At 76.2% G+C, this 24484-nt stretch carries 23 protein-coding genes; 9 read left to right on the forward strand and 14 right to left on the reverse strand.

Going from position 1 to position 24484, the window contains the following annotated elements; genetic code table 11:
* Nucleotides 1-3: 3 nt before the first annotated feature.
* The 4 genes from KPL59_RS01600 to mraZ all read right to left on the reverse strand — a co-directional run bounded on the left by KPL59_RS01600 (nt 4) and on the right by mraZ (nt 4430).
* A complete protein-coding gene (locus tag KPL59_RS01600) occupies nt 4-1830 on the reverse strand; it encodes a penicillin-binding protein 2 (RefSeq protein ID WP_083696096.1) in 1827 nt (608 codons plus the stop codon).
* Nucleotides 1830-2549, reverse strand: coding sequence for a hypothetical protein (locus KPL59_RS01605; RefSeq protein WP_226358464.1), 720 nt, complete (start codon nt 2547-2549; stop codon nt 1830-1832). The genes KPL59_RS01600 and KPL59_RS01605 overlap by 1 nt, the downstream gene beginning before the upstream one ends.
* Before the next feature lie 64 nt (nt 2550-2613).
* A complete protein-coding gene (rsmH, locus tag KPL59_RS01610) occupies nt 2614-3612 on the reverse strand; it encodes a 16S rRNA (cytosine(1402)-N(4))-methyltransferase RsmH (protein ID WP_020622286.1) in 999 nt (332 codons plus the stop codon).
* 386 nt (nt 3613-3998) lie between these two features.
* Nucleotides 3999-4430 (reverse strand): division/cell wall cluster transcriptional repressor MraZ, encoded by a 432-nt coding sequence (gene mraZ / locus KPL59_RS01615; protein WP_043276508.1) that lies wholly within the window; start codon nt 4428-4430, stop codon nt 3999-4001.
* A gap of 683 nt (nt 4431-5113) precedes the next feature.
* On the opposite strand from mraZ, the gene KPL59_RS01620 reads away from it, so the two are divergent.
* From KPL59_RS01620 to KPL59_RS01635, 4 genes are read left to right on the forward strand one after another with little or no spacing between them, the layout of a single operon-like run.
* Complete coding sequence (locus KPL59_RS01620; RefSeq protein WP_060712583.1) at nt 5114-6067, forward strand: MoxR family ATPase; 954 nt, start codon at nt 5114-5116, stop codon at nt 6065-6067.
* A 1-nt stretch (nt 6068) separates the two neighbouring features.
* Nucleotides 6069-7421, forward strand: a complete 1353-nt coding sequence (locus KPL59_RS01625) for a DUF58 domain-containing protein (protein WP_226359677.1) — start codon at nt 6069-6071, stop codon at nt 7419-7421.
* Entirely contained in the window at nt 7418-9766 is a 2349-nt protein-coding gene (locus KPL59_RS01630) for a DUF3488 and transglutaminase-like domain-containing protein (RefSeq protein ID WP_226359678.1), read from the forward strand. Before KPL59_RS01625 ends, KPL59_RS01630 begins: the two co-directional genes overlap by 4 nt.
* Nucleotides 9767-9810: 44 nt before the next feature.
* Nucleotides 9811-10413, forward strand: coding sequence for a TetR/AcrR family transcriptional regulator (locus tag KPL59_RS01635; RefSeq protein WP_226358468.1), 603 nt, complete (start codon nt 9811-9813; stop codon nt 10411-10413).
* A gap of 671 nt (nt 10414-11084) precedes the next feature.
* On the opposite strand, the gene KPL59_RS01640 is transcribed toward KPL59_RS01635, so the two are convergent.
* Both KPL59_RS01640 and KPL59_RS01645 read right to left on the reverse strand, forming a co-directional pair.
* A complete protein-coding gene (locus KPL59_RS01640; protein WP_020623751.1) occupies nt 11085-11495 on the reverse strand; it encodes a DUF3040 domain-containing protein in 411 nt (136 codons plus the stop codon).
* Between the two features lie 312 nt (nt 11496-11807).
* The gene (locus tag KPL59_RS01645) at nt 11808-12566 is read right to left on the reverse strand and encodes a bifunctional 2-polyprenyl-6-hydroxyphenol methylase/3-demethylubiquinol 3-O-methyltransferase UbiG (RefSeq protein ID WP_226359679.1); all 759 of its coding nucleotides are present in this window, start codon (nt 12564-12566) and stop codon (nt 11808-11810) included.
* 127 nt (nt 12567-12693) lie between these two features.
* Between KPL59_RS01645 and KPL59_RS01650 the strand changes: the two genes are divergently transcribed.
* Nucleotides 12694-13524, forward strand: coding sequence for a ParA family protein (locus KPL59_RS01650; protein WP_226359680.1), 831 nt, complete (start codon nt 12694-12696; stop codon nt 13522-13524).
* An 86-nt stretch (nt 13525-13610) separates the two neighbouring features.
* Here the strand turns inward: KPL59_RS01650 and KPL59_RS01655 are convergent, their stop codons facing one another.
* Both KPL59_RS01655 and KPL59_RS01660 read right to left on the reverse strand, forming a co-directional pair.
* On the reverse strand, nt 13611-14522 hold the full coding sequence (locus tag KPL59_RS01655) for an SAV_6107 family HEPN domain-containing protein (protein ID WP_226359681.1): 912 nt from the start codon (nt 14520-14522) through the stop codon (nt 13611-13613).
* A gap of 42 nt (nt 14523-14564) precedes the next feature.
* The gene (locus KPL59_RS01660) at nt 14565-14885 is read right to left on the reverse strand and encodes a hypothetical protein (RefSeq protein ID WP_051050348.1); all 321 of its coding nucleotides are present in this window, start codon (nt 14883-14885) and stop codon (nt 14565-14567) included.
* A gap of 326 nt (nt 14886-15211) precedes the next feature.
* Between KPL59_RS01660 and KPL59_RS01665 the strand changes: the two genes are divergently transcribed.
* Together KPL59_RS01665 and KPL59_RS01670 are read left to right on the forward strand one after the other, a co-directional pair.
* Nucleotides 15212-15823 (forward strand): N-acetyltransferase, encoded by a 612-nt coding sequence (locus KPL59_RS01665; protein WP_226359795.1) that lies wholly within the window; start codon nt 15212-15214, stop codon nt 15821-15823.
* A gap of 37 nt (nt 15824-15860) precedes the next feature.
* A complete protein-coding gene (locus KPL59_RS01670) occupies nt 15861-16541 on the forward strand; it encodes a DUF3153 domain-containing protein (protein ID WP_226359682.1) in 681 nt (226 codons plus the stop codon).
* 18 nt (nt 16542-16559) lie between these two features.
* Here the strand turns inward: KPL59_RS01670 and KPL59_RS01675 are convergent, their stop codons facing one another.
* From KPL59_RS01675 to KPL59_RS01685, 3 genes are all read right to left on the reverse strand, one after another.
* On the reverse strand, nt 16560-17180 hold the full coding sequence (locus KPL59_RS01675) for a DedA family protein (RefSeq protein ID WP_226359683.1): 621 nt from the start codon (nt 17178-17180) through the stop codon (nt 16560-16562).
* Between the two features lie 81 nt (nt 17181-17261).
* Nucleotides 17262-18503 (reverse strand): LCP family protein, encoded by a 1242-nt coding sequence (locus KPL59_RS01680; protein WP_226359684.1) that lies wholly within the window; start codon nt 18501-18503, stop codon nt 17262-17264.
* 332 nt (nt 18504-18835) lie between these two features.
* Nucleotides 18836-19186, reverse strand: coding sequence for a helix-turn-helix transcriptional regulator (locus KPL59_RS01685; protein ID WP_020627231.1), 351 nt, complete (start codon nt 19184-19186; stop codon nt 18836-18838).
* Between the two features lie 86 nt (nt 19187-19272).
* Here KPL59_RS01685 and mgtA point away from each other — a divergent pair, with 86 nt between their 5' ends.
* Complete coding sequence (gene mgtA / locus KPL59_RS01690) at nt 19273-22011, forward strand: magnesium-translocating P-type ATPase (RefSeq protein WP_226359685.1); 2739 nt, start codon at nt 19273-19275, stop codon at nt 22009-22011.
* A 99-nt stretch (nt 22012-22110) separates the two neighbouring features.
* Here the strand turns inward: mgtA and KPL59_RS01695 are convergent, their stop codons facing one another.
* The 3 genes from KPL59_RS01695 to KPL59_RS36640 all read right to left on the reverse strand — a co-directional run bounded on the left by KPL59_RS01695 (nt 22111) and on the right by KPL59_RS36640 (nt 23829).
* The gene (locus KPL59_RS01695; RefSeq protein ID WP_020626883.1) at nt 22111-22764 is read right to left on the reverse strand and encodes a vitamin K epoxide reductase family protein; all 654 of its coding nucleotides are present in this window, start codon (nt 22762-22764) and stop codon (nt 22111-22113) included.
* Complete coding sequence (locus KPL59_RS01700) at nt 22761-23408, reverse strand: thioredoxin domain-containing protein (RefSeq protein WP_226359686.1); 648 nt, start codon at nt 23406-23408, stop codon at nt 22761-22763. Before KPL59_RS01700 ends, KPL59_RS01695 begins: the two co-directional genes overlap by 4 nt.
* Nucleotides 23409-23490: 82 nt before the next feature.
* Nucleotides 23491-23829, reverse strand: coding sequence for a hypothetical protein (locus KPL59_RS36640; protein ID WP_226352791.1), 339 nt, complete (start codon nt 23827-23829; stop codon nt 23491-23493).
* A gap of 157 nt (nt 23830-23986) precedes the next feature.
* Between KPL59_RS36640 and KPL59_RS36645 the strand changes: the two genes are divergently transcribed.
* Nucleotides 23987-24472 (forward strand): cupin domain-containing protein, encoded by a 486-nt coding sequence (locus KPL59_RS36645; protein WP_226352792.1) that lies wholly within the window; start codon nt 23987-23989, stop codon nt 24470-24472.
* The last annotated feature ends 12 nt before the right edge of the window (nt 24473-24484 follow it).

Below are 24484 nucleotides of genomic sequence, written 5' to 3' on the forward strand. Positions count from 1 at the left end.
CCGTCACCTGATCTGCAGGGTCTGCACCGGGGCGGGCGTCGTCTGCACCGGCACCGCGTCGCGCTGGGCCAGGTAGGAGGCGATGTCGTGGAACAGCGGGGCCGCGCTCGTCCCGCCCTTCGGGGCGTCGAGCATGATCCCGATCACGAACCGCGGGTCCTGGGCCGGGAGCATCCCGGCGAAGGTGATCCAGTACTGGGAGCGCGAGTACGCCCCGGTCGCCGGGTCCACCTGCTGGGCGGTGCCGGTCTTGCCCGCCACCTCGTAGCCGGGCACCGCGGCGGCGGGCCCGGTGCCGGACTGGCCGTGCGCCTTCTGGGTGACGGCGGTGAGCATCGTCCGCAGCGTCTGCGCGGTCTGCGGCGACATCACCTGCACCGGCTCGGGTGCCTCGGTCGGTACCCGGACGCCGTCCGGGCCGGTCGTCGCGGCGACGATCCGCGGCGGGATCCGGACGCCGTCGTTGGCGATGGCCTGGTACATCCCGGCCATCTGCAGCACGGTCATCGACAGCCCCTGCCCGATCGGCAGGTTGCCGAAGGTCGAGCCGGACCAGGTCGCGCGGGCTGGGACCCGCCCACCGCTCTCGCCGGGCAGCCCGACACCGGTCTTCTGCCCGATGCCCATCTTCGCGAGCATGTCCGAGAAGCGGTCCTCGCCGACCTTCTGCGCGGTCATCAGCGTGCCGACGTTGGAGGACTTCGCCAGCACACCGGTCAGCGTGTAGTGGTCGAGGCCGTGCTCCCAGGCGTCCTTGATCGTCCGGTCGGCGACCTCGATGCTGCCGGGCACGGCCAGCACGTCGTCGGGCTTGGCGACGCCGGCCTCCAGCGCGGCGGCCATGGTGACCACCTTGTTGACCGAACCGGGCTCGAACGGCGTGGTGACGCCCTTGTTGCCCAGCGTGTTCGGGTCCGCGGACAGCAGCTGCGCCGGGTCGAACGAGGTGTTGTCGGCGAGCGCGAGCACCTGCCCGGTCGCCCGGTCGAGGACGACGGCCGACCCGCTGCGCGCCTCGGCGCGGCCCGCGTAGTCGGCCAGCATCCGCTGCACCTGGAACTGCAGGTCGGAGTCGATGGTGAGCTGCACGTCGGAGCCGGACACCGCGGCCTGTTCGGAGCGCACGCTGCCGGGGATGACGGTGCCGCTGCCCTCGGCGGTGTCGGCGATCTGGAAGCCGTCGCGCCCGGCGAGCAGGGCGTCGTCGGAGGACTCCAGGCCGATCCGGCCGATGAGCTTCTGCGCGTCGGCGCTCCAGGTCGCGGCGCCGATGATGTTCGAGGCGAGCGTCCCGTTCGGGTACTGGCGCGCCTCGCGGCTCTCCTCGGCGATCTCCGGGAACTGCCTGCGCAGGTCACGGGCGGGCCCGGGGTCGACCGCGGTGGCCATCACGACGTAGCCGCGGTCGCTGTTCAGCGCCCGCTTCAGCTCCTCGGGGTCGCCGTGGGTCACCGCGGCGACGGCCTCGGCCATCCGGTTCTTGTAGGCGACCGCGTCCGCGCCCTTGGTCGAGTTGATCAGACGCGGGTTGGTGACGAGCGCCTTGGACTCGGTGGAGAAGGCCAGGACGGCGCCGTTGCGGTCGGTGATGGATCCGCGCTCGGCCGGAACGACGATCCGGCTGGCGCGCTGCTTCTCCGCGTCCGCGGTCAACGTGCCCGCCTGCACCGTCTGGACGACGACGAGCTTCGCCCCGGACACCAGCAGCAGGGCGGCCAGCGCCACCCAGGCCAGGCGCAGCCGGAACCGCGGGTCGTCGGCCGGGGACCGGCGCCGTCCACCCCGTGGGCCCTGCCCCCGCGGCCGGGGGCGCGGCGGCGCGTAGACCATCAGTTCCCGCCCGCCGCCCGGGTGTCGGCCGGGACCTCGCGCTCGGTGCCCTCACCGGCACCCTGACCAGCATCCTGCCCGGCTCCCTGACCGGCGCCCGCGGCCCCGCCCGGGGCGGCGTCGCCGCCCTCTGCGGCCGGGTCGGTGGTGGCGGCGCCCGGCTGCCCGGCCGGCGGCGCGGGCGGGGTCTGCGGTGCCGGGGCGTCGGCGGCGGGCGGCACGGGTGGCACGGCCGGCGCCGCGGCGACGGCGGCCATCGGCTCCCCGACGACGTCCACGCGTCCGTCCGGGGCGACGACCAGGCGCGCCGGGTCGGTCACCCGGACCATGCCCTGGGCGGCGGCGCGGTCGGCGAGCGAGCCGGGGCTCTGCAGCACCGTGACCTCCTTGCGGAGCGCCTCGGACTGCTCGGTGAGCGACGCGGTCCGCTCCCGGGCCGCCTGCAGCGAGTAGGAGTCGGCCGCCGCGGCGGTCGACAGCCACAGCGTCGCGATCAGACCCGAGACCAGCAGCACCATCACGACCAGCACGAACTTCGCGCGGCCGGTGTTCTCCCTGGCCGCGGTGCGACGGCGCTGGTCGGCCACCCGGCGGGCGTCGCCGGGGCCGCGTTGGGCCGGGATCCGCGGGGGCGCCGCGGTGCGACGGCTCTGGCGGGTGTCGGGCCGTGCCCGGCCACCGCCCGGGGTGCCCGGGCGCTCGATGACGGGTGTGCTCATCGGGGGTTCCTGCCTCTCCGCCGTGCCGGTACTGCCTGCGTGCTCGGGGCCGTGCCACGGGTGCTCACGGCCCGTCCTCCACGCGCTGGGCCGCGCGCAGCCGCACCGGGGCGGCCCGCGGGTTGCGGGCGACCTCGGAGTCGGACGCCTGTTCGGAGCCCCGGGTCAGCAGCCGGAACTCCGGTCCGTGTCCGGGGAGCTCCACCGGCAGGTCCACCGGGGTCCGCGAGCGGACGCGCTCGGCGAACACGCGCTTGGTGATCCGGTCCTCCAGCGAGTGGTAGGACAGGACGACGATCCGCCCGCCCGGGGCGAGCGCGTCCAGCGCCGCGGGCAGCGCGTCGCGCAGGACCTCGAGCTCGCGGTTCACCTCGATGCGCAGGGCCTGGAAGGTCCGCTTCGCCGGGTGCCCGCCGGTGCGCCGGGACGCGGCCGGGACCACGCCGTAGAGCAGCTCGACGAGCTCGGTGCTGCGGGTGAAGGGGCGCTTCTCCCGGGTCCGGACGATCGCGTTCGCGATCGGGCCCGCGAACCGCTCCTCGCCGTACTCCCGCAGGATCCGGCGGAGCTCACCGGCGGTGTAGGAGTTCAGGACGTCGGCCGCGGTCGGCCCGGTGGTCGGGTCCATCCGCATGTCGAGGTCGGCGTCGCGGGAGTAGGAGAAGCCACGGGCGTCCTCGTCGAGCTGGAGCGAGGACACGCCCAGGTCGAACAGGATGCCGTCGGCGGCGGGCACCCCCGCCTGCTCCAGTGCGCCGGCGACGTCGTCGTAGACGGTGTGCACCCGGTGCAGCCGGTCGGCGTAGGCGGTGAGCCTGCGGCCGGCGAGCTCCAGGGCCTGCGGGTCCCGGTCCATGCCGACGACGGTCAGCCGGGGGTGCGCGGCCAGCAGCGCGGCCGCGTGGCCGCCCATGCCGAGGGTGGCGTCCACGTAGACCGCGTCCCGGTCGCGCAGGGCGGGGTCGAGCAGCTCGGTCACCCGCTCCAGCAGGACCGGGGTGTGCCGCTCACCGGGCGCGCGCTCGTCGCGCGGGGTGGCGCCGTCGCCGGAAGTTCCGTCCACGTGCCACCCCCCGGTGCGCCGTCCGTCCCCGTGGTGTGTGCGTGTGTGTCGTGCCGGCCGGCGTCCGTCCCCGGTCCCGGCCACGGGGCCGGGACCGGGACGGTCGATGTCCGTGGGTGTGGCGTGCCGGCTCCCACAACCGGTCCGCTCCACGCCCGAAGACGCGCGGGCTCCACCGCGCCACCCGAACTCCCCAGTCGGGGTGGGCGCCGGCGCCGTCCCCACCCGGGGGCCGTGCCGAGACGGACCTGGCACCGGGGAAGGTGTGCCAGGGCCATCTCGATCACGGCACCCGGGTCGGGGCGGCGACGGTGGTGTCGTCCGCTGTCGGTCGTGCTGTCCTGCTCGGTACTGCCGCCGTCCGTCGTCCCGCCCGCCAGCGGGACTCAGAACAGCCCGGGCAGAACCTCCTCCTGGGCCTTGGCGAACTCGTCCTCGTGCCGCTCCTGGTACTCCTGCCAGGCCTGCGCGTCCCAGATCTCGGCACGCGTGAACGCGCCGATCACCACGCAGTCCTTGGACAGTCCGGCGTACCGGCGCAGCTCGGACTGGATCGCGATCCGGCCCTGGCCGTCGGGGTTCTGCTCGTCGGTGCCCGAGAAGAGGTTCCGCTGGAACACCCGCGCCGACTCGTTCGTCAGCGGGGCCGCGGCGATCTTGCGCGCCATCTCGGTGAAGGCGTCACGGGTGAACACGTAGAGGCAGTGGTCCTGCCCTTTCGTGATCATGCAGCCGCCTCGCAACTCGTCGCGGAACTTTGCGGGCAGCGTGAGCCGCCCCTTGTCGTCCAACTTCGGGGTGTAGGTGCCGAGGAACACCGACCCCACCTCCACCTGGGACCCCTGTTCGCCCCAGCGATCACCACACTACCCCACACTCACCCACCGTCAACCCGAGACGGGGGGATCTTCCGCCGTTCATCAAATGTTTCCGCAGGTCAGAAGCGGTGGGGGACGGTGGGGGCGCGCGCCGCGCCACCCGGTCGCGCGACGTCCGGAGGCCGTATCGGGCCCGTCGCGCCCGTCCGGGGCGCCATCGCTCCCCCACCGCCGTCGTGGCTGGTCGGAGGCGGTTTCCGGGCCGATCGGGCCGTCCGGGGTGGGGACGGGTGGGGCGACCGTGGGGAGACCGGGTGGGGGGCGGTGGGGAGCCCGACGGACGCGTGGTGGGGCGGCGTGGGGAACCACGGTGGGGCGCGGTGGGGGAACCGCCGTGGAGTGCCGTGGGGCGCCGCGGCGGAGGTGCCGACGGCTCCGGCGGGGGCACTGCGGGGCCCGCCGCGTTCGGCCGTACGGAGCAGCGTCGCGGGGCGGGTGGCGGCGCCCGGTCCCGATCGGGGGACGTTTGACAGACTGGGGTCATCCGAGCCGTCTCCTGAGGAGGCCCGTTGTCGTCGAGCGCGCCGTCCGCGCCCTCCGTACCGCCCGTCCCGTCGCCGTCCGGCGGTCCCGTCCGCCGGGCCGAGGCCAGCGGTGCGCACCCCGGTTACGCGCCCGAGCCGATGGACGCCGTCGCCGTCGCCGACGCGGCGGGCCGGATCGCCGCCGCGATGGCGCGGATCATCGTCGGCAAGCCCGACACCATCCGGCTCGCCCTGGTCGCGATGCTCGCCGAGGGTCACCTGCTCGTCGAGGACGTGCCGGGCGTCGGCAAGACCACGCTGGCCAAGGCGCTCGCCCGGGCCGTCGACGGGGCGGTGAGCCGGGTGCAGTTCACCCCGGACCTGCTGCCCGGCGACATCACCGGCTCGTCGGTCTACAACCGCCAGACCGCGGAGTTCGAGTTCCGGCCCGGCCCGGTGTTCGCGAACGTCGTGATCGCCGACGAGATCAACCGCGCGTCACCGAAGACCCAGTCGGCGCTGCTGGAGTGCATGGCCGAGCACCAGGTCACCGTGGACGGCGGCACCTACCCGCTGGGTGACCCGTTCATGGTCGTCGCCACCCAGAACCCGGTGGAGATGGACGGCACCTACCCGCTGCCCGAGGCCCAGCAGGACCGGTTCACGATCCGCGTCTCGGTCGGCTACCCCGACCCGGCGGCCGAGCTGGCGATGCTCGAGGAGCACGGCTCGACCGACCCGCTGGAGCGGCTGCGGCCGGTGACCGACCTGCGCACGCTGCGGTCGATGATCGCCGGGGTCCGTGGTCTGCACACCGCGGCGGAGGTGCGCCGCTACTGCGTCGAGGTCGTCGGCGCGACGCGGCGGCTGCCCGAGGTCCGCCTCGGGGCGTCGCCGCGCGCGACCCTGCACCTGCTGCGCGCCGCCCGGGCCTGGGCGGCGACGGCCGGGCGCGGGTACGTCGTGCCCGACGACGTCCAGGCCGTCGCCGTACCCGTCCTCGCGCACCGGCTGATGCTGGGGCCCGAGGGGGTCGCGGCCCGCCGCACGCCGGCGGACCTGGTGCGGGCCGCCGTCGCGCGGGTCGCGGTGCCGTCCCCGCCGCGGGGCTGAGATGGCGCCGACCGCGCCGCCGCCGCGGACACCGGCTCCCGCCGAGCCCGGCGCCCCGGCCGCGTCCGGGTCCTCTCCGCCGCTCGCGACCGGCGGCGCACCGCGCCGGGAACGGCCGGCGGGGCTGACCGTGCGCGGGCGCTGCCTGCTCGCCGGCGGCGCCGCGATGGTCCTCTCGGCGATCGCGCTCGACGAGCGCGACCTCGTCCGGATCGGGGCGTTCGTGCTGCTCCTGCCGCTGCTCGCGCTCGTCGTCGCGCTGCGGTCGCGCCGCTCGCTGCAGGTCGCGCGCACCCTGGAGCCGGCCCGGCTGGAGGCGGGCGACGGCGGCACGGTGCTGCTGCGGATCGCCGGCGGCGCCCTGCTGGGCGCGTTGCGGATCGCCGACCACGTGCCCGACGCCGCCGGTCCCGCCGACCGCTACCCGCCACGGTTCACCGTGCACCGGCTCGGCCGTCGCGGTGCCCGGGTCGGCTACCCGGTGCGGCCCGCGGTCCGTGGCGCGTACCGGATCGGCCCGCTGCGCGGCCGCGGGACCGATGCGCTCGGCCTGGCCGAGTTCCGCCACGACCTGCTGCCCGCCGACCGGCTGCTGGTCCTCCCCCGGGTCACCCCGCTCACCGGGCGGCCCGCCCTGACCTCCACCGCCGCCGGGCGCGGCGCCGAGGGCGGCAGCCGCCCCGGCCCCGGCACCCCGGACGTGCTGATCCGCCCCTACCGCCACGGCGACGAGCTGCGCCGCGTGCACTGGCGCTCCAGCGCCCGGCGCGACGAGCTGATGGTCCGCCTCGACGACCGGCCCGACCCGTCCGGCGTGACCCTGCTGATCGACCGGCGCGACAGCGCCCACCGCGGCCACGGACCCGCGTCCAGCCTGGAGTGGGCGGTGGCGTTCACCGCCAGCGCCGCGGTGCACCTGCTCCAGCGCGGCGAGGCCGTCGCGCTCGTCGACGAGTCCGGCGAGACCGTCGGCGACGTGCCGCCCGGTGTGACCGGCGCGGACGCCGTGCCCCCGCGGCTGGAGTCGCTCGCGGTGCTGCGGCCCTCGGCGAGCACCGGGATCACCGCACCCGGCCCCGGGCCCGGGCATCCGGAGGGGGTGCTCGCGGTGCTCGGCGGGACCGCGCCGCAGGACGTCACCGCGCTGGTCTCGGCCTGGCCGCGCGGCGGGCACGCCGTCCTCCTCGACGTCGACACCTGGTCGGCGGCGACGCGGGCCCGCCCGGCGTCGGTCGCGGCGGCCGCGCTGCGCCGTGCCGGGTGGCACGCCACCGTCGTCACCTCCGACATGACCGTCCAGCGGGCCTGGGCCGACGCCTGCGGCTCGCCCGGCACCGCGGGAGCGACCGGATGAGCGCGCCGACCCGGCCCCCCGTGCGGCCCGCGCCGCCACCCGCCGCGCCCGTCGCCGAGACCGCGCCGGCGGGCCGGACGCCGGGCGCACCGGCCTGGACGGTGGTGCTGGGACCGGTCGCGACCGTCGTCGCGGTGCTGCTCGCCGGGACGGCAATGGGCTCGGTCGTGCAGGGCGCAGCCTGGTTCGCCCACGCCGCCGTCGCCGTCGTGCTGGTCGCTCTGGTCGGCGCCCTGCTGCTGCCGCTGCGGGCCTGGCTGGTCGCGCCCGGGCAGCTGCTGGCCCTGATCCTGCTGGTGACGGCGTGGTTCACCGGCAGCGGTGTGCTCGGGGTGCTCCCGGGCCCCACGGCGTTCGGCGAGCTGTCGGGCCTGCTCGGCGGTGCCGGGCAGCAGATCGACAGCGGCCTGCCGCCGGTGCCGGCGAGCCCGGAGATCCTGCTGCTGGTCACCCTCGGGTTCGGCACGATCGCGATCGCGGTGTTCGGTCTCGCGGTGACCGTCGCCGCCCCGGCCGCGGCCGGGGTGCCGCTGCTCGTGGTGTTCGCGGTGCCGACCGCGCTGCAGCCGGACCTGCTGCCCTGGTGGACCGTCGTCGCGGCGACGCTCGGCTACGGCGTGCTGCTGCTCCTGCGCCCGGACCGGCTGCGGCAGATCCCGGCCGGGGCCGCGGTCGTCGCGGTGGCCGTCGTGGGCTCGCTGCTGGTGGGGCTGCTGGCGTCGTCGGTGGGGACCTCGGGTCGCTTCGATGCCACCGGCGGGACCGGGGGCAACGCCGACGGCTCGATCGGGCTGAACCCGTTCACCTCGCTGCGCGGACAGCTGACCCGCAGCGAGCCGCGGCCGCTGTTCAGCGTCCGGGGTCTGGAGACCCCGACCTACCTGCGTGCGCTCACCCTGCAGACCTACGTGCCGCAGGAGGGCTGGAAGGCGGGCCGTCCGCTGCCGGGGGTGCCGCTGACCGGGCCGCTGCCGCCGTCGACGTCCGGGCCGGCCGCCGCGCAGGACGTGCAGGTCGAGAACCTCGGCTTCCGCGACTACTGGCTGCCGGTGTTCGGCGACCCCACCCGGATCGCGGTCGCCTCGCCGAGCTGGGCCTACGACGCCGCCGGCGGCATCGTCTACAGCGAACGCGCACAGTCCGAGGACGGCTGGACCCAGTCGATGCGGCTGCCGGAGCCCTCGGCCGACCAGCTGCGCGCGGCATCCGGCCCGACCACGGTCGACCGGGCCTACCTCGACACCGACGGGGTCGACCCGCGGGTCACCGCGATCGCCCGCGAGGTGACCGCCGGTGCCGCGACGCCGTTCGACCGGGCGATGGCGCTGGAGAACCACTTCACCGGGCCCGGCTCCCCCTTCACCTACAGCCTGGCGACCGCGCCGGGCAGCAACGGCGACGCCCTCGTCGACTTCCTGACCCGCGGCCGCACCGGCTACTGCGAGCAGTACGCCTCGGCCATGGCCGTCATGCTGCGCGCCGTCGACGTCCCGGCCCGGGTGGCGGTCGGTTTCACCGCGGGCGACGCCGACGGCTCCGGGGCCCGGACGATCACGACCGAGGACGCGCACGCCTGGGTCGAGGCGTGGTTCCCCGGGTACGGCTGGCTGACCTTCGACCCGACCCCGCTCGCCGACGGCCGCACCATCGACCCGGCCTACGTCCAGCAGGCCCGGGAGCAGGAGAGCGGCACGCCCGCCGCCGAGCAGACCCCGCAGCCCGAGCCGTCCGCGACACCCCCGCCCCCGGAGGCCGCCGGTCCCACCCCGGAGCCCCCGCCCACCGAGGAGCAGGCGGCGGACCGGCCGACGGCCGCGACCGGGTCGTGGTGGCCGCTGGTCGTGGCGCTGCTGCTGGCGGCCGCGGTGCTCGCCGTCGTGCTGACCCCGGGCCTGTGGCGCCGGCACCAGTACTCCCGACGGGCCGGGCTCGCCCGGGCCGGCGGCGACGGTGCGGCGACCGCGGCGTGGGACGAGGTCCTGGCCGCCTCCCGCGACCACGGGGTCCCGGTGCCGACCGGGGACACCGTCCGCGCGGCCGCCGACCGCATCATCGAGCGGCACGGCCTGTCCGGGCGGCCCGCGGAGGCGCTGCGCGAGCTGGCGGGCCGGGTCGAGGCGAGCTGGTACGGCGGGATGCTGCCCGGGCCCGGCACGCTCGACGGCCTGGTGGACGAGGTGCGGACGGCGATCGCGGCCGGCGGGACGCCGTTGCGGGCCCGGGTGCTGCCGGCCTCGGTCGTGCCGGAGGCGGTCCGGCGCGGGCGCCGTCCGGCCGACGACGACGCGCCGGCCGACGACCTGGACCAGGTCCGCACGTCTCGGCCCGACGGCGACGTACACTGATCGGTGAAGTCGGGAGCACGGCGACACGGGGAAGAGGGTTGGCCATGTCGAGCGCGGAGGATCACGAGGCGCTGCGTGCGCCGGCGCTGACCCCGGGCGCGCGCCGGATCCTGGAGGTGGCGTCGGGGCTCTTCTACCGGTGCGGGATCCACGCCGTCGGCGTCGACACCGTCGCGGCCGAGTCCGGCATCACCAAGCGCACGCTCTACAACCGCTTCGGCTCGAAGGATCGCCTGGTCGAGGCCTACCTGCAGGCTCGGCACCACGCGTGGTGGGAGCTGATGGAACAGAGGGTGGCCGCGAGTCCGGGCTCGGGAGTGCTGGCGCTCTGGGACTCCTACACCGAGAACGTCGAGTTCTCCGGGCGTGGCTGCGCCTTCATCAACGCCGCGGGAGAGCTTCCCGCGGACCATCCCGCCCATCGCGTCGTCCGCGCCCACAAGCGCGCGGTGCGCCGGCACCTCGAGGCGCTCATCCGGGCCGACCACCCCGGGATCGTCAGCCCCGAGGCGTCGGCGAACCTGGTGTTCCTGCTCCTCGAGGGCGCGATCACCCACCACGGCATCGGCGACGACCCCGACCTCCTGCGCAGGGCGCGAGAGGCGGCCGAGCGCCTGCTGCGGGACGAACGAGCGGCGCTGCACTGAGCAGGCAGGCCACTCCGGCCACCCGCTGTGCCCGCTCGCACCCGGCCCGGAGGACCGGGGGCGACCGCATCGTCTCGCAGCTCCGACGGCGACGTGGGCCGGCCTCCGCGTCAGCGCGTGACGGGGTCCGGGCCCGGCCCGGGAAGCGTGCCGCCGGCCAGGCGAAGTCCCCCACCGGCATCGACCGTCCAGCGCAGAGGGTGCGCCTGGCCCCGGTCGGCCTCCCGACCTCCGATCACGTCGCCGCCGTACTCCCGGACGGGCCGGGCACGCCGTGGAGCAGGCGGTGGGGCGCCGTGTCGGATCGCGCTGCCGGCGTTGACGCCCCACGCGACGTCCCGCAGGAACTCCATGACCACGTGCAGAACCTGACGCATCCGAGACCCCTTCACAGATCAGTGAACTCCTGGAGGGTCGACGCTAGGTACACAGATCTGTGAAGTCAAGTCCGGAGCCCACTCGGCGGCGACACCGGCGCAGCGCAGCGGGCCCCTGACGACGCGACCGCCGGATCCCGGTCGCCGAGCCGGGTAGCCGTGGGCAGCGCGCCCCCCTACCCGACCGTCAGGCACCCGGCGACGGTGCCGGACACACGACGGCGGAGCGGGTCACCGAGTCGGTGTCCCGCCCCGCCGGGCGTCACGCGGGCAGTCGCCTGGGGCGCCCGGGCGTCACTCCTGCTCGAAGCGACGCCGGAAGCGCTCCTCCATCCGGCCGGTGAAGCCGCCGCCGCTCTCGCCGGACTGCTTGTCCTTGGGGGCGGATCCGCCCTGGCCGGTCGTCTCCTCGCCGCCACGACGGGCGCCGATCGAGGTGACCGCCAGCAGCGCGCCACCGAGCATGGCGAGGAAGCCGACGATGCTGAGGATCGGCAGGTCGCCGAGCCAGAGCGCCCGGAAGGGGATCCCGGCGACGAGCAGCACGAGGCCCACCACGAACAGGACGGCGCCCTGGATCCGGCGGCGCCGGGCGGGCTTGCTCCGCCGGCTACCGCTGACCGAGGACGCGAACTTGGGGTCCTCCTGGTAGAGGGCGCGTTCGATCTGTTCGAGCAGGCGCTGCTCGTGCTCGGAGAGCGGCATGCCTTCACCTCCGGCACACGTAATCGGACGGTAGGCCGCATTCGGCCCGGGCTTCCTGCCCCGACCGGTACGACGGGCGCCCCAACCTGGGCGTCTGAGGACAAGAGTACGAGGCGAATCGTGCCGCGACCACCCGGACCGTCCAACCCGCTCGGCTGATCGTCGAGCGGACGGTGTTGCGCGGCGTGTCGTCGGTCACCCGGACCGTCGCGGACCCACCCGGACGGGGGTGGGCGGACGAGTGAACGCCGGTCGACCGATCACCGACGGCAGCCGGACGACGACCGTCGGACACCGGCGGCGGGACGGGCGTCAGTACCGCCGGGCGAGCAGATGCAACCGCGGGGCGACCTCGGCGAGGGCGCCGACCTGCGACGCGAGCGCGTCCAGTTCGTCACGTTCCTCGCGGCCCGCCGCCTCGCCCTCCTGACCGGGGCCGGGCAGCCACGCCTCGAGGGTGCCGTCGCCCTGGAGGATCTCGGTCTGCAGGCGTCCGGTCCCGGCGGCGAGCTCCTGCAGCCGGTGCGCGTCGAACCGGCGCAGCAGCCGGTCGTCGGAACCGGTGCGGCCCTCGGGGTCGGTGAGCAGGGCACGGGCCTCGGCGAGCCGGCCGCTGGCGAGGCGCCCGATGAACGCGCCGTAGCGCCCCACCGTCAGCACCGACACCGCTCCGCCCGGGGCGGCGGCCGCGGCGAGCGCGGCGAGCACCCGGTCCGGGCCGTCGACGACCTCGAGCAGCCCGTGACCCAGCACGAGGTCGGCGCCGTCGGCCGGGACGACCTCGGCGAGGGTGTCGACGTCGCCGTTCACCGGGGTGACCCGGTCGGTGACCCCGGCCTCCCCGGCGCGTCGGGCCAGCGTCGCCAGCGCGTTGGGGCTGGTGTCGACGACGGTCACCGCGCAGCCGGCGATCGCCAGCGGCACCGCCCAGGTGCCGCTGCCCCCGCCGACGTCGAGCACCCGGGGCGCGGCCCCGGTGTCCCGGCGGACACGGTCGATCTCCCTGTCCAGCACCCGGAACACGGCAGCCCCGCGCGCTGCTCCGGCCTGCTCGCGTGTCGGCGATCCCACGGCGCCGAGACTAGTGGCCCCTGCCGGTGCCCGGCCCGCCCGCCCGACACGACACCCACGGCGGGGCGCCGACGATCATGTGGACTCCGCCCGGCGACAGTGCCGGACCGCACGGTAGGTTGGGTGGGTGCAGGTCGTCGCCACGCTCAGTCTCAAGGGTGGCGTCGGCAAGACCACGGTCGCACTGGGTCTGGCCGGCGCGGCGCAGCGTCACGGCGTCTCCACCCTCGTGGTGGATCTCGACCCGCAGGCCAATGCCACCACCGCGCTCGACCCGGAGCCGACCACGGCCACCGTCGCCGACGTGCTGGACGAGCCGCGCCGCGCGGTCGTCGAGCGGGCCATCGCGCCGTCGGCGTGGGGCGAGGGCCTCGACGTGCTGGCCGGTGCGGAGCAGACCGAGCGGCACAACCACCCCGACCCGGGGGCGGCGCAGCTGTACCGGCTCGACCGCGCCCTGCAGCGGCTGGCGGGCGAGCTGATCACCGACGACTCCGGCGGCTCCGAGCCCGCCGAGGAGCGCTACCGGCTGGTGATCGTGGACTGCCCGCCGTCGCTGGGGCAGCTGACCCGCAGCGCGCTGTCGGCCGCGGACCGGGCGATCCTGGTGACCGACCCGACGATGTTCTCGGTGTCCGGCGTGCAGCGCGCGTTCGACGCGGTCCAGACCGAGCGCGAGCGGTCCAACGACCGCCTGCAGCCGTTGGGTGTGCTGGTCAACCGGGTGCGGCCGCGCAACACCGAGCACGAGTTCCGGATCTCCGAGCTGCGCGAGCTGTTCGGCCCCCTGGTGTTCAACAGCGTCCTGCCCGACCGCTCGGCGGTCCAGCAGGCCCAGGGCGCCTGCCTGCCGATCCAGGCCTGGGACACCCCGGGCGCTCGGGAGATCTCCGCGGTGTTCACCGCGCTGCTGGGCCGGGTGCTGCGCAGTGCCTCGCGCCCCGCCGCCTCGGCCTGACCGACCTCCTCCCGGATCTGCTCGCCGCGCCCGATCCCGGCGGCCCGACCTGCCCCGGCGCCGGCCGCCGCTCCGGCCGGGGGTCCTCACCGGGGCAGCAGCAGCTGCACCCGGGTCACGAACTGCTCGGCCTGACGCAGCAGGTCGTCGGCGGCGCGCCGGTCGACGTGCCGCCCGATCCCGGCCTCGGCCTCGATCCGCAGCCGCGAGCAGCCGGCGAAGAACGCCGCCCACTCCTCCAGCTCCGGGGCGACCTCGGCGAGGAGCCGCCAGACGTCGCGCGGGGCTCCCCGGCGGGTCCTGGGCCGGGCCCGCATGGCCAGCACCGCCGCCCCGGCACGGAGCGCTGCGAGGTAGGCCGCCGGGTAGCGACGCAGCGGCTCGGTCTCCCGGTGCGCCTCGGCGAGCTGCTCGGCAGCCTGGCGCAGCAGCCCGAGCGCGTCCCGCGACGGCGGAGCGGGCGCGGGCGACCCGAGCGGCGCGGCCGGCCGCGCGGTCTCGCCGGCCGGTCGTGCAGGGCCCCCGCCCGGTCGTGCAGAGCCCCCGCCCGGTCGTGCGGGGCCTCCGGGCACGACGGTGCTGCCCACGGTCGGTCGTGCCGGACCTCCGGTCGGTCGGGCGGCGCCGCCCGCCGACGCGGATGTGCCCGGCAGGGGGATCACCTGCCCGGACCGGCCGGCGCCTCCGGTCGATCCGGGCCGACCCGGCCGTCCGGTGCACCCGGCCCCCGCCGGGTCCGTACCGGTCCGGCCGCTCCCCCGCCGGGACGGCGCCGCCCCGGACGCGGACTCCGTACGGTCGGCAGCGGCCCGTGCCGAGCCCCGCCCCGAGCCCCGTGCCGCGCCCCGTGCCGCGCCGCAGTCCAGCGGCCACAGCCCGTCGGCGACCGGCCGCACCCGGGCGGACCGCCGCGCCGGTGGGGCGGCGGCCACCGGGGTGTCGCCCGGCCGTCGCGTCCCGGCGGACCGCGGCGCCGGCAGCGCCAGGTCCAGTTCCATCGTCCTGCTCCGCACGTGCACCTCCCGCACCTCCCGCACCACTCAGTCGACCTTCACCAGGTCCCACACGCCCGGACCGGACCGCATCCGCAGCACCACCTCACGCGGCGGCTCCTGCGGGTCCTGCACCGACCGGGCGAGCACCCGCCAACAGCTCAGCCGGTCCCCGCCCACCGGCATCGGCGACGGGAACGGCCACGGGGACTCCTCGATCCACTGGTCTCGAACCCCGGTGACCAGAAAATGTTCCCCGCGGCGCGACGGACGCCGGGAGAACTCGACCGGCTCACCGTTCTGCCAGCGCACGTCGATCGCCGCCGGCTGGCGGGACCGGAACAAACGCGAGAAGCCGCCCACTGGCATCACCACGCCCTCCACCCGGTGGCCGGGCCTCGATTCCCACCACCGGAATCGGTCTCCGGGACGCCCGGCGACGGGGTGCTTCCCCCACTCCGCCCACCGGACGCCCCGGCATCGAACGCGCGTTCGACATACGACAGTAGAACGCGTGTTCGATCGTCGCGTCAAGTCGGGTGCCCGGGTGGCGCCACTCACCCACCGACTCCGTGGCGGGGCACCCGGTCCGGACCCGCCGCAACCGGCCGGGCGTGGTGTGATGGGGACATGCACCCGGACACCGACCCCGCCCCCGCGCGGGCGTGCGGTCACCACCGGGGCCGGTGGTCGCGGTGACCGCCGCGCCGTCGCGGGCGCGTCTGGTCGGTCTCGGCCGCGGCGAGTTCGCCGACCGGCTGGGCGAGGCGATCGACGTCTACGTGACCGCGATGGGCTACCCGCGGTCGACCGCACGCCAGCGCCGCTCGCTGTGGCTCGAGCACTCCTACCGGCCGGGCTGGCGCTCGGTCGGCTGGCTCGACGAGCAGGACCGGCTCACCGGCATCGGCTACGGCTACTGGGGCGGCCCCGGGCAGTGGTGGTTCGAGGAGGTCCGCCGCGGACTGCGGGCCCGGCGCGGGGAGCCCGACGCCGTCAGCGCCGACTGGCTGACCGACTACTTCGAGCTGACCGAGCTGCACGTCCACCCGCAGGCCCAGGGCTCGGGCATCGGTGAGGCGCTGCTACGGGCGCTGGCCCGCGACGCCGCCCGGAGCCGGATGCTGCTGTCCACCCCCGAGTACGGCCGCGCCAGGCCCGGCCGGGCCTGGCGGCTCTACCGTCGCGCCGGGTTCGTCGACGTGCTGCGCGAGCACCTGTTCACCGGCGACCCGCGTCCCTTCGCCGTCCTCGGGCGCGAGCTTCCCCTGCTCCCCACGGATCACCCGACACACGCCCCCGAGTGACACCGGGACCGTCGTACCCGGGTGGCACGATGACGCCATGCCGTCGCACCACACCGCGCCACCCGCACGCCGTCGATCCCGGACGCGTGCGCTCGTGCTGCTCGCGGTGCTGGCCCTGCTCGCACTGACCGGCTGCGCCCGGGTCCAGGTGGCCCTCGCCGTCCAGCCGGACGACACCGTCGACGGCACGATCGTCGTCGCGACGCCCGCGGGCGCGCCGGACGGTCGCGGCCCGCAGCTGGCGGTCCCGGCCGACCTCACGGACGAGGTCGAGCTGTCGCCGTACGACCAGGACGGCTTCGTCGGCACCCGCGCGGCCTTCGAGAACCTCACCTTCGCGCAGGTCTCGCAGCTGAACCTGCTCGGCGGGAACGCGTCGGGCCGGGCGAACCTGGAGCTGCGCCGGGTCGGGGAGCGGATCGCCGTGCAGGGCCGGGCCGACCTGACCACGATGCCGGTGGACCGGGCCGACGTGCGGCTCGCGATGAGCTTCCCGGGCGAGGTCGTCGAGTCCGACGGCGAGACCGACGGCGGCACCGTCACCTGGGAGTTCGTCCCCGGTGAGGTCTCACAGATCAACGCCTCGGTGATCTCGACCGATCCGAACGCGCCGTCGATCCTGGGCTGGTCGCTCCTGCTGGCCGGGCTCGTCGTCGTCGCGGCGGGGGCCGCCGTGCTGCTGGCCCGGCGCAACCGGAACCCGCCGATCCGGCGCTGAGGGCGCGCCCGTCCGGTCTCAGGCGGCGTCGCGGCGCTCGTCGGCGAGCACGGCGACGGTCTCGCGGGCGGCGGCCCGGCGGGCCTGCGCGCGACGACGCCGCACCCGCCACCCGACGACGCCGGCGACGACCACGACCGCGAGGACCACCCAGCCGGCGATCCCGAAGGCCTTCTCGAACTGCTCGGCGGCCTCGCGCAGCAGGAAGCCCGCGGTCACGTGCACGGCCGACCAAACGGTCGCCCCGACGACGACGGCGGGCAGGAAGCGCCGCAGCGGCAGTCCGGACGCGCCCGCCGCGGCCGGGGTCATCGTCCGCACCACCGGCAGGAACCGGGCGCAGAGCACCGCCCACGGACCCCAGCGGCGCAGGGTGCGGGCGGCGTCGTCCCAGGCGTCGCGGCCCATCCGGCCGATGATCCGGGACTCGCGCAGCCGCGGGCCGAAACGGCGGCCGATCGCGTAGCCGATCGAGTCGCCGCAGGCCGCGGCGACCGCGACCACCGCGGTGACCAGCACCGCGGCGGGGACGTCCGGGACGGCCATCGCGGCGCCGATGAGCACGGTCTCGCCGGGCAGGACGAGCCCGACGCCGATCGTGGTCTCGCCGAGGGTGACCAGCCCCGCGACGAGCACCACCACCCACAACGGGACGGAGGTCAGGAAGTCGATGATCTCGGTGATGATGGGAGGCTCCTCGGCCGGGGTGACAGGGCCGCGTCAGTCGACGCAGGGCACCCCGTCGGCGGTCAGCTCGGGCTGGGTGTCGGCGGCCGGGGTCGGGTCACCCCGGGGCGCCGCGGCCCGTCCGGTCCTGCCCTCCGTGGTGGCCGGGGCCGTGGACGGTGTCGGCGCGGCGGTGTCCGCGTCGTCGCCGGCCCCGGGGTCGGCCGGCGCCCCGGGCGCGGTCAGCCCGGCGAAGAACGCGGTGACCTGGGCCGGGTCGACCTTCACCGCGACACCCTCGCTGCCGGTCCGGTAGTCGGCCCGGCCGGTGGGGATGGTGCGGAAGGTGACCCGGTCCCCGCGCAGCTGCGAGGCGTGGGCCAGCATCGAGGTGAGGTCCCAGCCCTGGTCGAGCACGACCGCCCCGTTGATCGCCTGCATCAGGTCGGCGACGGCCGTCGGGTCGGTGAGGGTGCCCGCCGACAGCAGCCGGTGGGTCAGCCCCGCGAGGAACGCCTGCTGGCGGCGGACCCGGTCGAGGTCGCCCTCGGGCAGGCCGTGGCGTTGGCGGACGAACTGGAGCGCCCGGGCGCCCTGCACGGTCTGCGGGCCCGCGGCGAAGTCGGCGCCCGAGTAGCTGTCGTGCACCGGGGCCTTGAGGCACACCGGGACGCCGCCGAGCGCGCGGGTGATGTCGGCGAACCCGGCGAGGTTGACCTGGGCGTAGTGGTCGATCGAGACGCCGGTGAGCTCCTCGACGGTGCGCACGAGCAGCCTGCTGCCCGCGGCGTTGGCCGCCCGCTCCAGATCCGGCCCGCTCAGGCCCTGGCGGACCAGGTCCGGCCGGGCCATCGCCGCGCCGCGCGCCAGCGCCGAGTTGATCTTGTGCATGCCGAGGCCGGGGACGTCGACCCAGGAGTCGCGCGGGATCGACACCGCGGACGCGCCGAGGTCGGGGTCGTCCGGGATGCGGACCAGCATCAGGGTGTCGGTGTTGTCCTGGCCGTCGGCGTCGCCGGCGTCCAGGGCGTCCAGGACCTCGCGCGGGAGCGGGTTGCCGCGGGCGTCGACCCGGGAGTCGCTGCCGACCAGCAGGATGTCGGTCGCGCCGTCGGCGACGTGCGGGCCGGTGACGTCGGCGGTGGTCAGGCCGCTGGTGCCGCCGACCATCGCCCAACCGGCGCCGGTGGCGAGGAAGACCGCGACCGACAGCGCCGCGACGAGGCCGCGGACACGGTGCCACCGCGGGGCGGAGGTGCGCTGCTCGGCGCGGGGCCAGGGGGCGACCGGGCGCATCGGCGTGGTGGGACGGGCGCCGGGGTCGGCGGGCCGGGACCGCGGACCAGCCGACGCACCGCCGGGGACCGCCGGCGACGACCGGGGCCCGGCGGGTCCGCCGGAGCGGGGCCACGCCTGCGGCGCCCGGGTGTCGCGCCGGGCCGCAGCACCCCGAGCCGCGGAGGTCCGCGACGACGCGTCGGACGCCGACGGCGTGGCTCCGGAGCGCCTCGTCGCCGCACCGGGAGTGGGCGGGGTCGCGGCCCCCCGGGCCGTCGGGGCGCCGGGCGGACGGGGCGTGCCGGCACGGTCCGGTCGCGGACGGCCCGGGGGCACCGGACCCGGCGGCGTCACGCGCTCCCCCGGTCGCGGACGGCGTCCGGCCCACGACGGCGGTCCTGCGCGGCCACCACGGTGCGGACCACCTCGACCATGCCGGCGTCGGCGATGACGTAGATCTGGTGGCGGCCCTCGCGACGGGCCCGGACCAGCCCGGCGAGCTTGAGCTTCGCCAGGTGCTGACTCACCGCCGCCACCGGCTGGCCGAGGACCGCGGCGAGCGTGCCGACGTCGCGCGGGCCGTCGGCGAGCAGCCAGACGATCTGCAGCCGCGAGGTCGCGGCGAGCATCCCGAACGCCGCGGCCGCGTCGGCCAGCAGCTCGGGGTCGAGGGGCTGCGGGCCCTCGGGGGCGGTCTCCACCGGACCTCCAGACAGTTGCGTCACTTACGCAACTGTTACCGTACCGGGCGGTGCCGGACGCGGTGCCGGGGACCGGAGGAGCACCGTTGGACCGGACGATCGGACGCGACGGTGCCGCGGCGCGGCCACCGCCCGCACCCGCCGGTCCGCCCGCCACGCCCGGCGAGCCCGCCCTGCGGCGCTGGGCGGACGCCGACGCGTTCGCGCTGTTCCGGGGCCTGGAGTCCTCGCGCCGCGGACTCTGTGAGGACACCGCCGCGCTGCGGCTGCACGTCCACGGCGACAACGCCACCGACGCCGTCCGACGCACCGGCGCGGCCGCCCGCGCCCGCCGCGCGCTCGCCGGCCCGTTCTCCGGCCTGATGACGGTGCTCGGGGTGCTGCTCGCCGTCGCCGGCAGCCCCGGCAGCGCGACGCTGGTGCTCGTGGTCGCCGCGCTCGGCGTCGGGCTGCGCCTGTGGCACGCCGTCCGCAGTGACCGGCTCTCGCGGGAGCTGCGGGCGCACGCCGCGACCACGGTGACGGTCCGCCGCCGCCCTGCCCCCGGGACGACACCGCGGGACAGCGAGGTGCCGCCGGAGGACCTGGTGCCCGGCGACGTCGTGCTGCTCGGCGCGGGCGACCCCGTCCCGGCCGACGCGCGGCTGCTGCGTGCCCGGGACCTGCTGGTCGACCAGTCGTCGCTGTCCGGGGAGCTGCTGCCGGTGGCGAAGGCTCCGCCGTCGTCACGGGCGCCGTCGTCACGGGGGCCGCGCCCGGCGCCGCGGCGACGGCCGTCGCGGGCCGGGTCCGACGACGGGCCGGTCACCGCGCACCCGGCGCTGCTGTTCGCCGGGAGCACCGTGGTGCGCGGCACCGCGACGGCGGTCGTACTGGCCACCGGCGCGCACACCCACACCGAGGAGCTCGCCGGGCGCGGCCGCCGTCCCCGGCCGGAGTCGGAGGTGGACCGGGGCCTGCGGTCGGTGCGCCGGGCACTGGTGCGCTGCATGCTGCTCGCGGCGCCGCTGGTGCTGCTGGTGAACGTCGAGGTGTCCGGCGACGTGCGGCAGGCGCTGCTGTTCGCCGTCGTCGTCACGGTGGGGCTGGCCCCCGAGCTGCTGCCGCTGATCGTCGGGACCACGCTGCTGCGCGGCACCACCCGGCTGCGCGAGTCCGGGGTGCTGGTGACCCGTCCGGAGGCCATCCACGACCTCGGGTCGATCGACGTCGCCTGCCTGGACAAGACCGGCACGCTCACCGAGGACCGGGTGGTGTTCACCCACTCCGTCGACGTCGACGGCCGTCCCGACCCCGCCCCGGCGGACGCGGCGGCGGTCGCGGTGCGTTTCCAGACCACCCCGCGCGACGGCCTCGACGACGCCATGGCCGCCGCCGACCGGGACGGGTCGGCGCTGCTGGCCCACGGCCTGCTCACCCGGGTCGAGGAGCTGCCGTTCGACCACGCCCGTCGCCGCTCCGCGGTGGTGCTGCGCGACGCGCACGACCCCGGCGAGCTGGTGATCGTGCGCGGTGACCCGGACACCGTGCTCCCCCGCTGCCCCCGGGTCGCGCGCGCGGGTGGGCCCGTCGAGCTGACCGCGTCGCTGCGGGTCGCGGCCGCCGACGCGGTGGCCGGACACCGCGCGACCGGGCTGCGGGTCGTCGCCGTCGCCACCCGCCGGACACCCCTGCTGCGCCCGCTCGGCGCCGGTGACGACGACGACCCCGAGCGCGACCTGCTGCTGCTGGGCTTCGTCGGGATGGTCGACCCGGTGCGGGAGTCCGCGGCCCGTGCGGTGGAGCGCTTCGCCGAGCAGGGTGTCGCGGTGAAGGTCCTGACCGGCGACGACACCGCGGTCGCCGAGCAAGTGTGCGCGCGGGCCGGGATCGCCGTCACCGGGGTCCTCGACGGCGCCGCGCTGGACGGGCTCAACGACGTCGCGCTGGCCCGCGCGGTGGAGCGCACCACCTTGTTCACCCGGCTCGGACCGCTGCAGAAGGAGCGGGTCGTGGGCGCGCTGCAGGCCCGCGGGCACACCGTCGGGTTCCTCGGCGACGGCCTCAACGACGTCGGCGCGCTGCGGATCGCCGACGTCGGGATCGGCGTCGACGGGGCGGTGCCCGCCGCGCGGGCGGCCGCGGACATCGTGCTGGCCGACCGCAGCCCCGACGTCGTCGTCTCCGCGGTCGAGGAGGGCAGGCGGACCCTGGGCCGCGCCACCCGCTACCTGACCGTGACCGCCGCGCTGAACGTCGGCAACACGCTGTCGGTGCTGGTCGCCTCCGCGGTGCTGCCGTTCCTACCGCTGCTGCCCGCGCAGCTGCTGCTGCAGGGCGTGCTGTTCGGCGCGGCCGCGCTCTCGCTGTCGTTCGACCGGGTGGAACCGGGGTGGACGGCGCGGCCCCGGCGGTGGGACACCCGCGGGATGCTCTGGTTCATGGCGGTCCTGGGGCCGCTGGCCTCGGCGTTCGACCTGGTCACGTTCTGGGCGGTGTGGCGCTTCCTGGGTCTGGACACCCCGCAGGAGCAGGCGGTGTTCCAGGCCGTCTGGTTCTCCGAGGGCATGCTGTCCCAGGTCCTGGTGCTGCTCCTGCTGCGGACCAGGGCGGGACGCGCGTCGCGGCCGGTGGTGGCGACGGTGTGCGCCGTCGTGCTCGCCGGGCTCGCGGTGCCCTACACCCCGCTCGCCCCCCTGTTCGGGATGGCGGCGCCGCCGCCCGCGGTGTGGCCGCTGCTGGCGGCCGTCGTGCTGCCGTTCCTGGCCTGCGTGGCCGCGATCCGGCCGCTGTACCTGCGTCACGTGCTGGGGATCGACGCCGCGGACCTCCGCCGGGAGCGCTGACCGTCGCGGGGCCGGGGACGTGCGTCCCCGGCCCCGCGGACCGGTTCGGAGCAACCCAGAGCAGCTCGGAGCGGCTCGGAGCGGCTCGGAGCGGCTCGGTCAGAGCAGCGAGGACCAGTAGGTCCAGAAGCGCTGCAGGATCAGCGCCGCGATCACCAGGAACCACAGCACGACCGGCACCGCGTGGTAGCCGGCGATCCGGGCGTGCAGCGCACGCGCGCCGCCGCCGAGGGCGTCCAGGGTCGCGAGCAGCGAGTACCAGAAGATCGGGATCGTCACGACCCACACGACCATGCAGTACGGGCAGAGCGCGCCGATCCGGTACAGGCTCTGGACGATCAGGTAGTGCACGAACACGACGCCGAGCGCGGACCCGACGGTCAGCCCCACCCACCACCAGCGCGGGAAGCGGGCCCCGGCCAGCAGGGCAACACCCGTCGTCACCACGACCGCGAACGCCCCGATCCCGAGCAGCGGGTTCGGGAACCCGAAGAACGCCGCCTGCGGGGTCGTCATGACCGACCCGCAGGACAGCACCGGGTTGATGCTGCACGACGGCGTGTAGCTCGGGTCCATCAGCAGTTCGATGCGCTCGACGGTCAGTGTGAACGCCGAGACCAACCCCAGCACGCCGCCGACGACGAGCAGCCACGGCAGGAACCGCGGCACCGGCCCCGGCACGGCCGGGGCGTCGGGGGTGACGCGGGAGAACTCCTCGGTCCGTGCCGCGGAGGGCGCCGCCGGGACGCTCATCGGTTCACCGCGGCGTCGAGGGCGTCGGTGATGTCCTGCACCGAGCGGAGCTGCACCTTCTCGCCGTTGACGAAGATCGTCGGGGTGCCCTCGACGCCCGCGGCGGTCCCGGCGTCCTTGTCGGCCTGGATCTTCGCGGCGGTCGCCGGGTCGGCGATCGCGGCGTCGTAGGCGTTCAGGTCGAGGCCGAGGTCCTGGGCGTAGCCGCGGAACACCGTCGCCGCGTCCGGGGACTCGGACCAGTCGCGCTGGGTCTGGAACAGCCGCTCGTACATCGGGTGGAACGCGCCCTGGGCGCGGGCGGCCTCACCGGCGAGCGCGGCGGCCTCGGCGTTCTGGTGCATCGGCAGCGGGAAGTTGCGGAACACGAACTGCACGCGGTCGCCGTACTGCGCCACCAGCTGGTCCATGATCGGCTGGACCTGGCCGCAGGCGGGGCACTGGAAGTCGGCGAACTCGACCAGGGTGGCCGAGGCGTTCGGGGCGTCGTTGAGGCGGGCGGCGTCGGCGGTGACGAGGCTGTCGGGCGTGCCGGCGGCGGCGCCGGTCTCCGGGGCGTCGGGGCGCGTCGCGAACAGCAGGGCGGCCACGATCAGCGCGAACGCGCCGAGGGCGGCCAGGGAGATCTTCACGTTGCGGGTCATCGGGAGTCTTCCTCCACGGGGCCCGGCACGGTGGCCGGGTCGGAACGGGTGCGGGGACACGGTGGCGGGGTGACCGCACGCCTCAGTTGCGGTCCACGCAGAGGTGCTCCACCGGCGACGGCGCGCACAGGGTCCGTTCCGGTGCGGTGGGTGGCGCGACGCCCGCGTGCCCGGAGGGCAGGACGGAGACGACGGTGACCGGGACCAGCGTGGGGACCGGCACGTCGTCGTCGCGGCGGGGGGCCTGCTCGCAGTCCCCCGGGTGCAGCAGCGTGAGCGGGTGCTGCGAGCAGTCCGAGCCGACGACGACCGCCGGCGCGGCGCCGTGGCCGCCCGAGGCGGTGGCGACGGCGGGTCCCGCGCAGAGCACCAGGGCCAGGACCAGCAACGTCAGCGGGGCGAGGACGCGCACGTGCCTCACCCCACCTCTCCGCTCCGGCCACGGCCGGACGCCTCCGGCAGCGTCGGTGACGATACCGAGGGGCGCTCGCCGCCCCGGCGCTCCCCCACGGCCCCGCGCGGGCGGTGACCGGCCACAGCGCCGGGACGCCCGGTCATCGGTCCGCTACGTTCGGTGCGTGAGCTTTCCCGAGCCCGGCGCGGTGTGGCGCCCCGCCGCGACCACCGAGCGCGCCGTGACCTCCCCGACCGGCTCGTGGACCCGGTTCGCCGCGCCCGGCACGGAGGTCGGTGGCGGGTTCGGTCTGTTCGAGTCGTGGGTCCCGGCGGACTCCCCCGGTGCGCTGCCGCACCTGCACACCGGGTTCACCGAGAGCTTCTACGTCCTCGACGGCGCACTGCGGGTCATGACCGGCGAGACCTGGACCGAGGCCGGGCCGGGTGACCTGGTGCACGTCCCGCACCGGGGCGTGCACGCGTTCCGCACCGGCCCGGACAGCGACGCGCGGTTCCTCATCCTGTTCGTGCCCGGCGCGCCGCGGGAACGCTACTTCCGGGGGCTGGCGGAGTTCGCCGCACGGGCGACACCGCCGTCGCCGGAGGAGGTCGACGCGTTCGCGCTGACCTGCGACCAGGTCAACCTGCGCGACCACCCGGGCTTCTGAGCGGGGCGGCCG

Origin of the sequence: Pseudonocardia sp. ICBG1142 (assembly GCF_020496255.1) — a bacterium.
GTDB lineage: Bacteria > Actinomycetota > Actinomycetes > Mycobacteriales > Pseudonocardiaceae > Pseudonocardia.

Bases quoted from the DNA above. Each gene is read 5' to 3' on its own strand.
- KPL59_RS01695 (WP_020626883.1), bottom strand. From the start codon at position 22,764: ATGAGCGTCCCGGCGGCGCCCTCCGCGGCACGGACCGAGGAGTTCTCC.
- KPL59_RS01640 (WP_020623751.1), bottom strand. From the start codon at position 11,495: ATGCCGCTCTCCGAGCACGAGCAGCGCCTGCTCGAACAGATCGAACGC.
- KPL59_RS01625 (WP_226359677.1), top strand. From the start codon at position 6,069: ATGGCGCCGACCGCGCCGCCGCCGCGGACACCGGCTCCCGCCGAGCCC.
- KPL59_RS01680 (WP_226359684.1), bottom strand. From the start codon at position 18,503: ATGCGCCCGGTCGCCCCCTGGCCCCGCGCCGAGCAGCGCACCTCCGCC.
- KPL59_RS01670 (WP_226359682.1), top strand. From the start codon at position 15,861: ATGCCGTCGCACCACACCGCGCCACCCGCACGCCGTCGATCCCGGACG.
- KPL59_RS01660 (WP_051050348.1), bottom strand. From the start codon at position 14,885: ATGCCAGTGGGCGGCTTCTCGCGTTTGTTCCGGTCCCGCCAGCCGGCG.
- KPL59_RS01630 (WP_226359678.1), top strand. From the start codon at position 7,418: ATGAGCGCGCCGACCCGGCCCCCCGTGCGGCCCGCGCCGCCACCCGCC.
- KPL59_RS01655 (WP_226359681.1), bottom strand. From the start codon at position 14,522: ATGGAACTGGACCTGGCGCTGCCGGCGCCGCGGTCCGCCGGGACGCGA.
- KPL59_RS01605 (WP_226358464.1), bottom strand. From the start codon at position 2,549: ATGAGCACACCCGTCATCGAGCGCCCGGGCACCCCGGGCGGTGGCCGG.
- KPL59_RS01700 (WP_226359686.1), bottom strand. From the start codon at position 23,408: ATGACCCGCAACGTGAAGATCTCCCTGGCCGCCCTCGGCGCGTTCGCG.
- KPL59_RS01620 (WP_060712583.1), top strand. From the start codon at position 5,114: ATGGACGCCGTCGCCGTCGCCGACGCGGCGGGCCGGATCGCCGCCGCG.
- KPL59_RS01635 (WP_226358468.1), top strand. From the start codon at position 9,811: ATGTCGAGCGCGGAGGATCACGAGGCGCTGCGTGCGCCGGCGCTGACC.
- KPL59_RS01600 (WP_083696096.1), bottom strand. From the start codon at position 1,830: ATGGTCTACGCGCCGCCGCGCCCCCGGCCGCGGGGGCAGGGCCCACGG.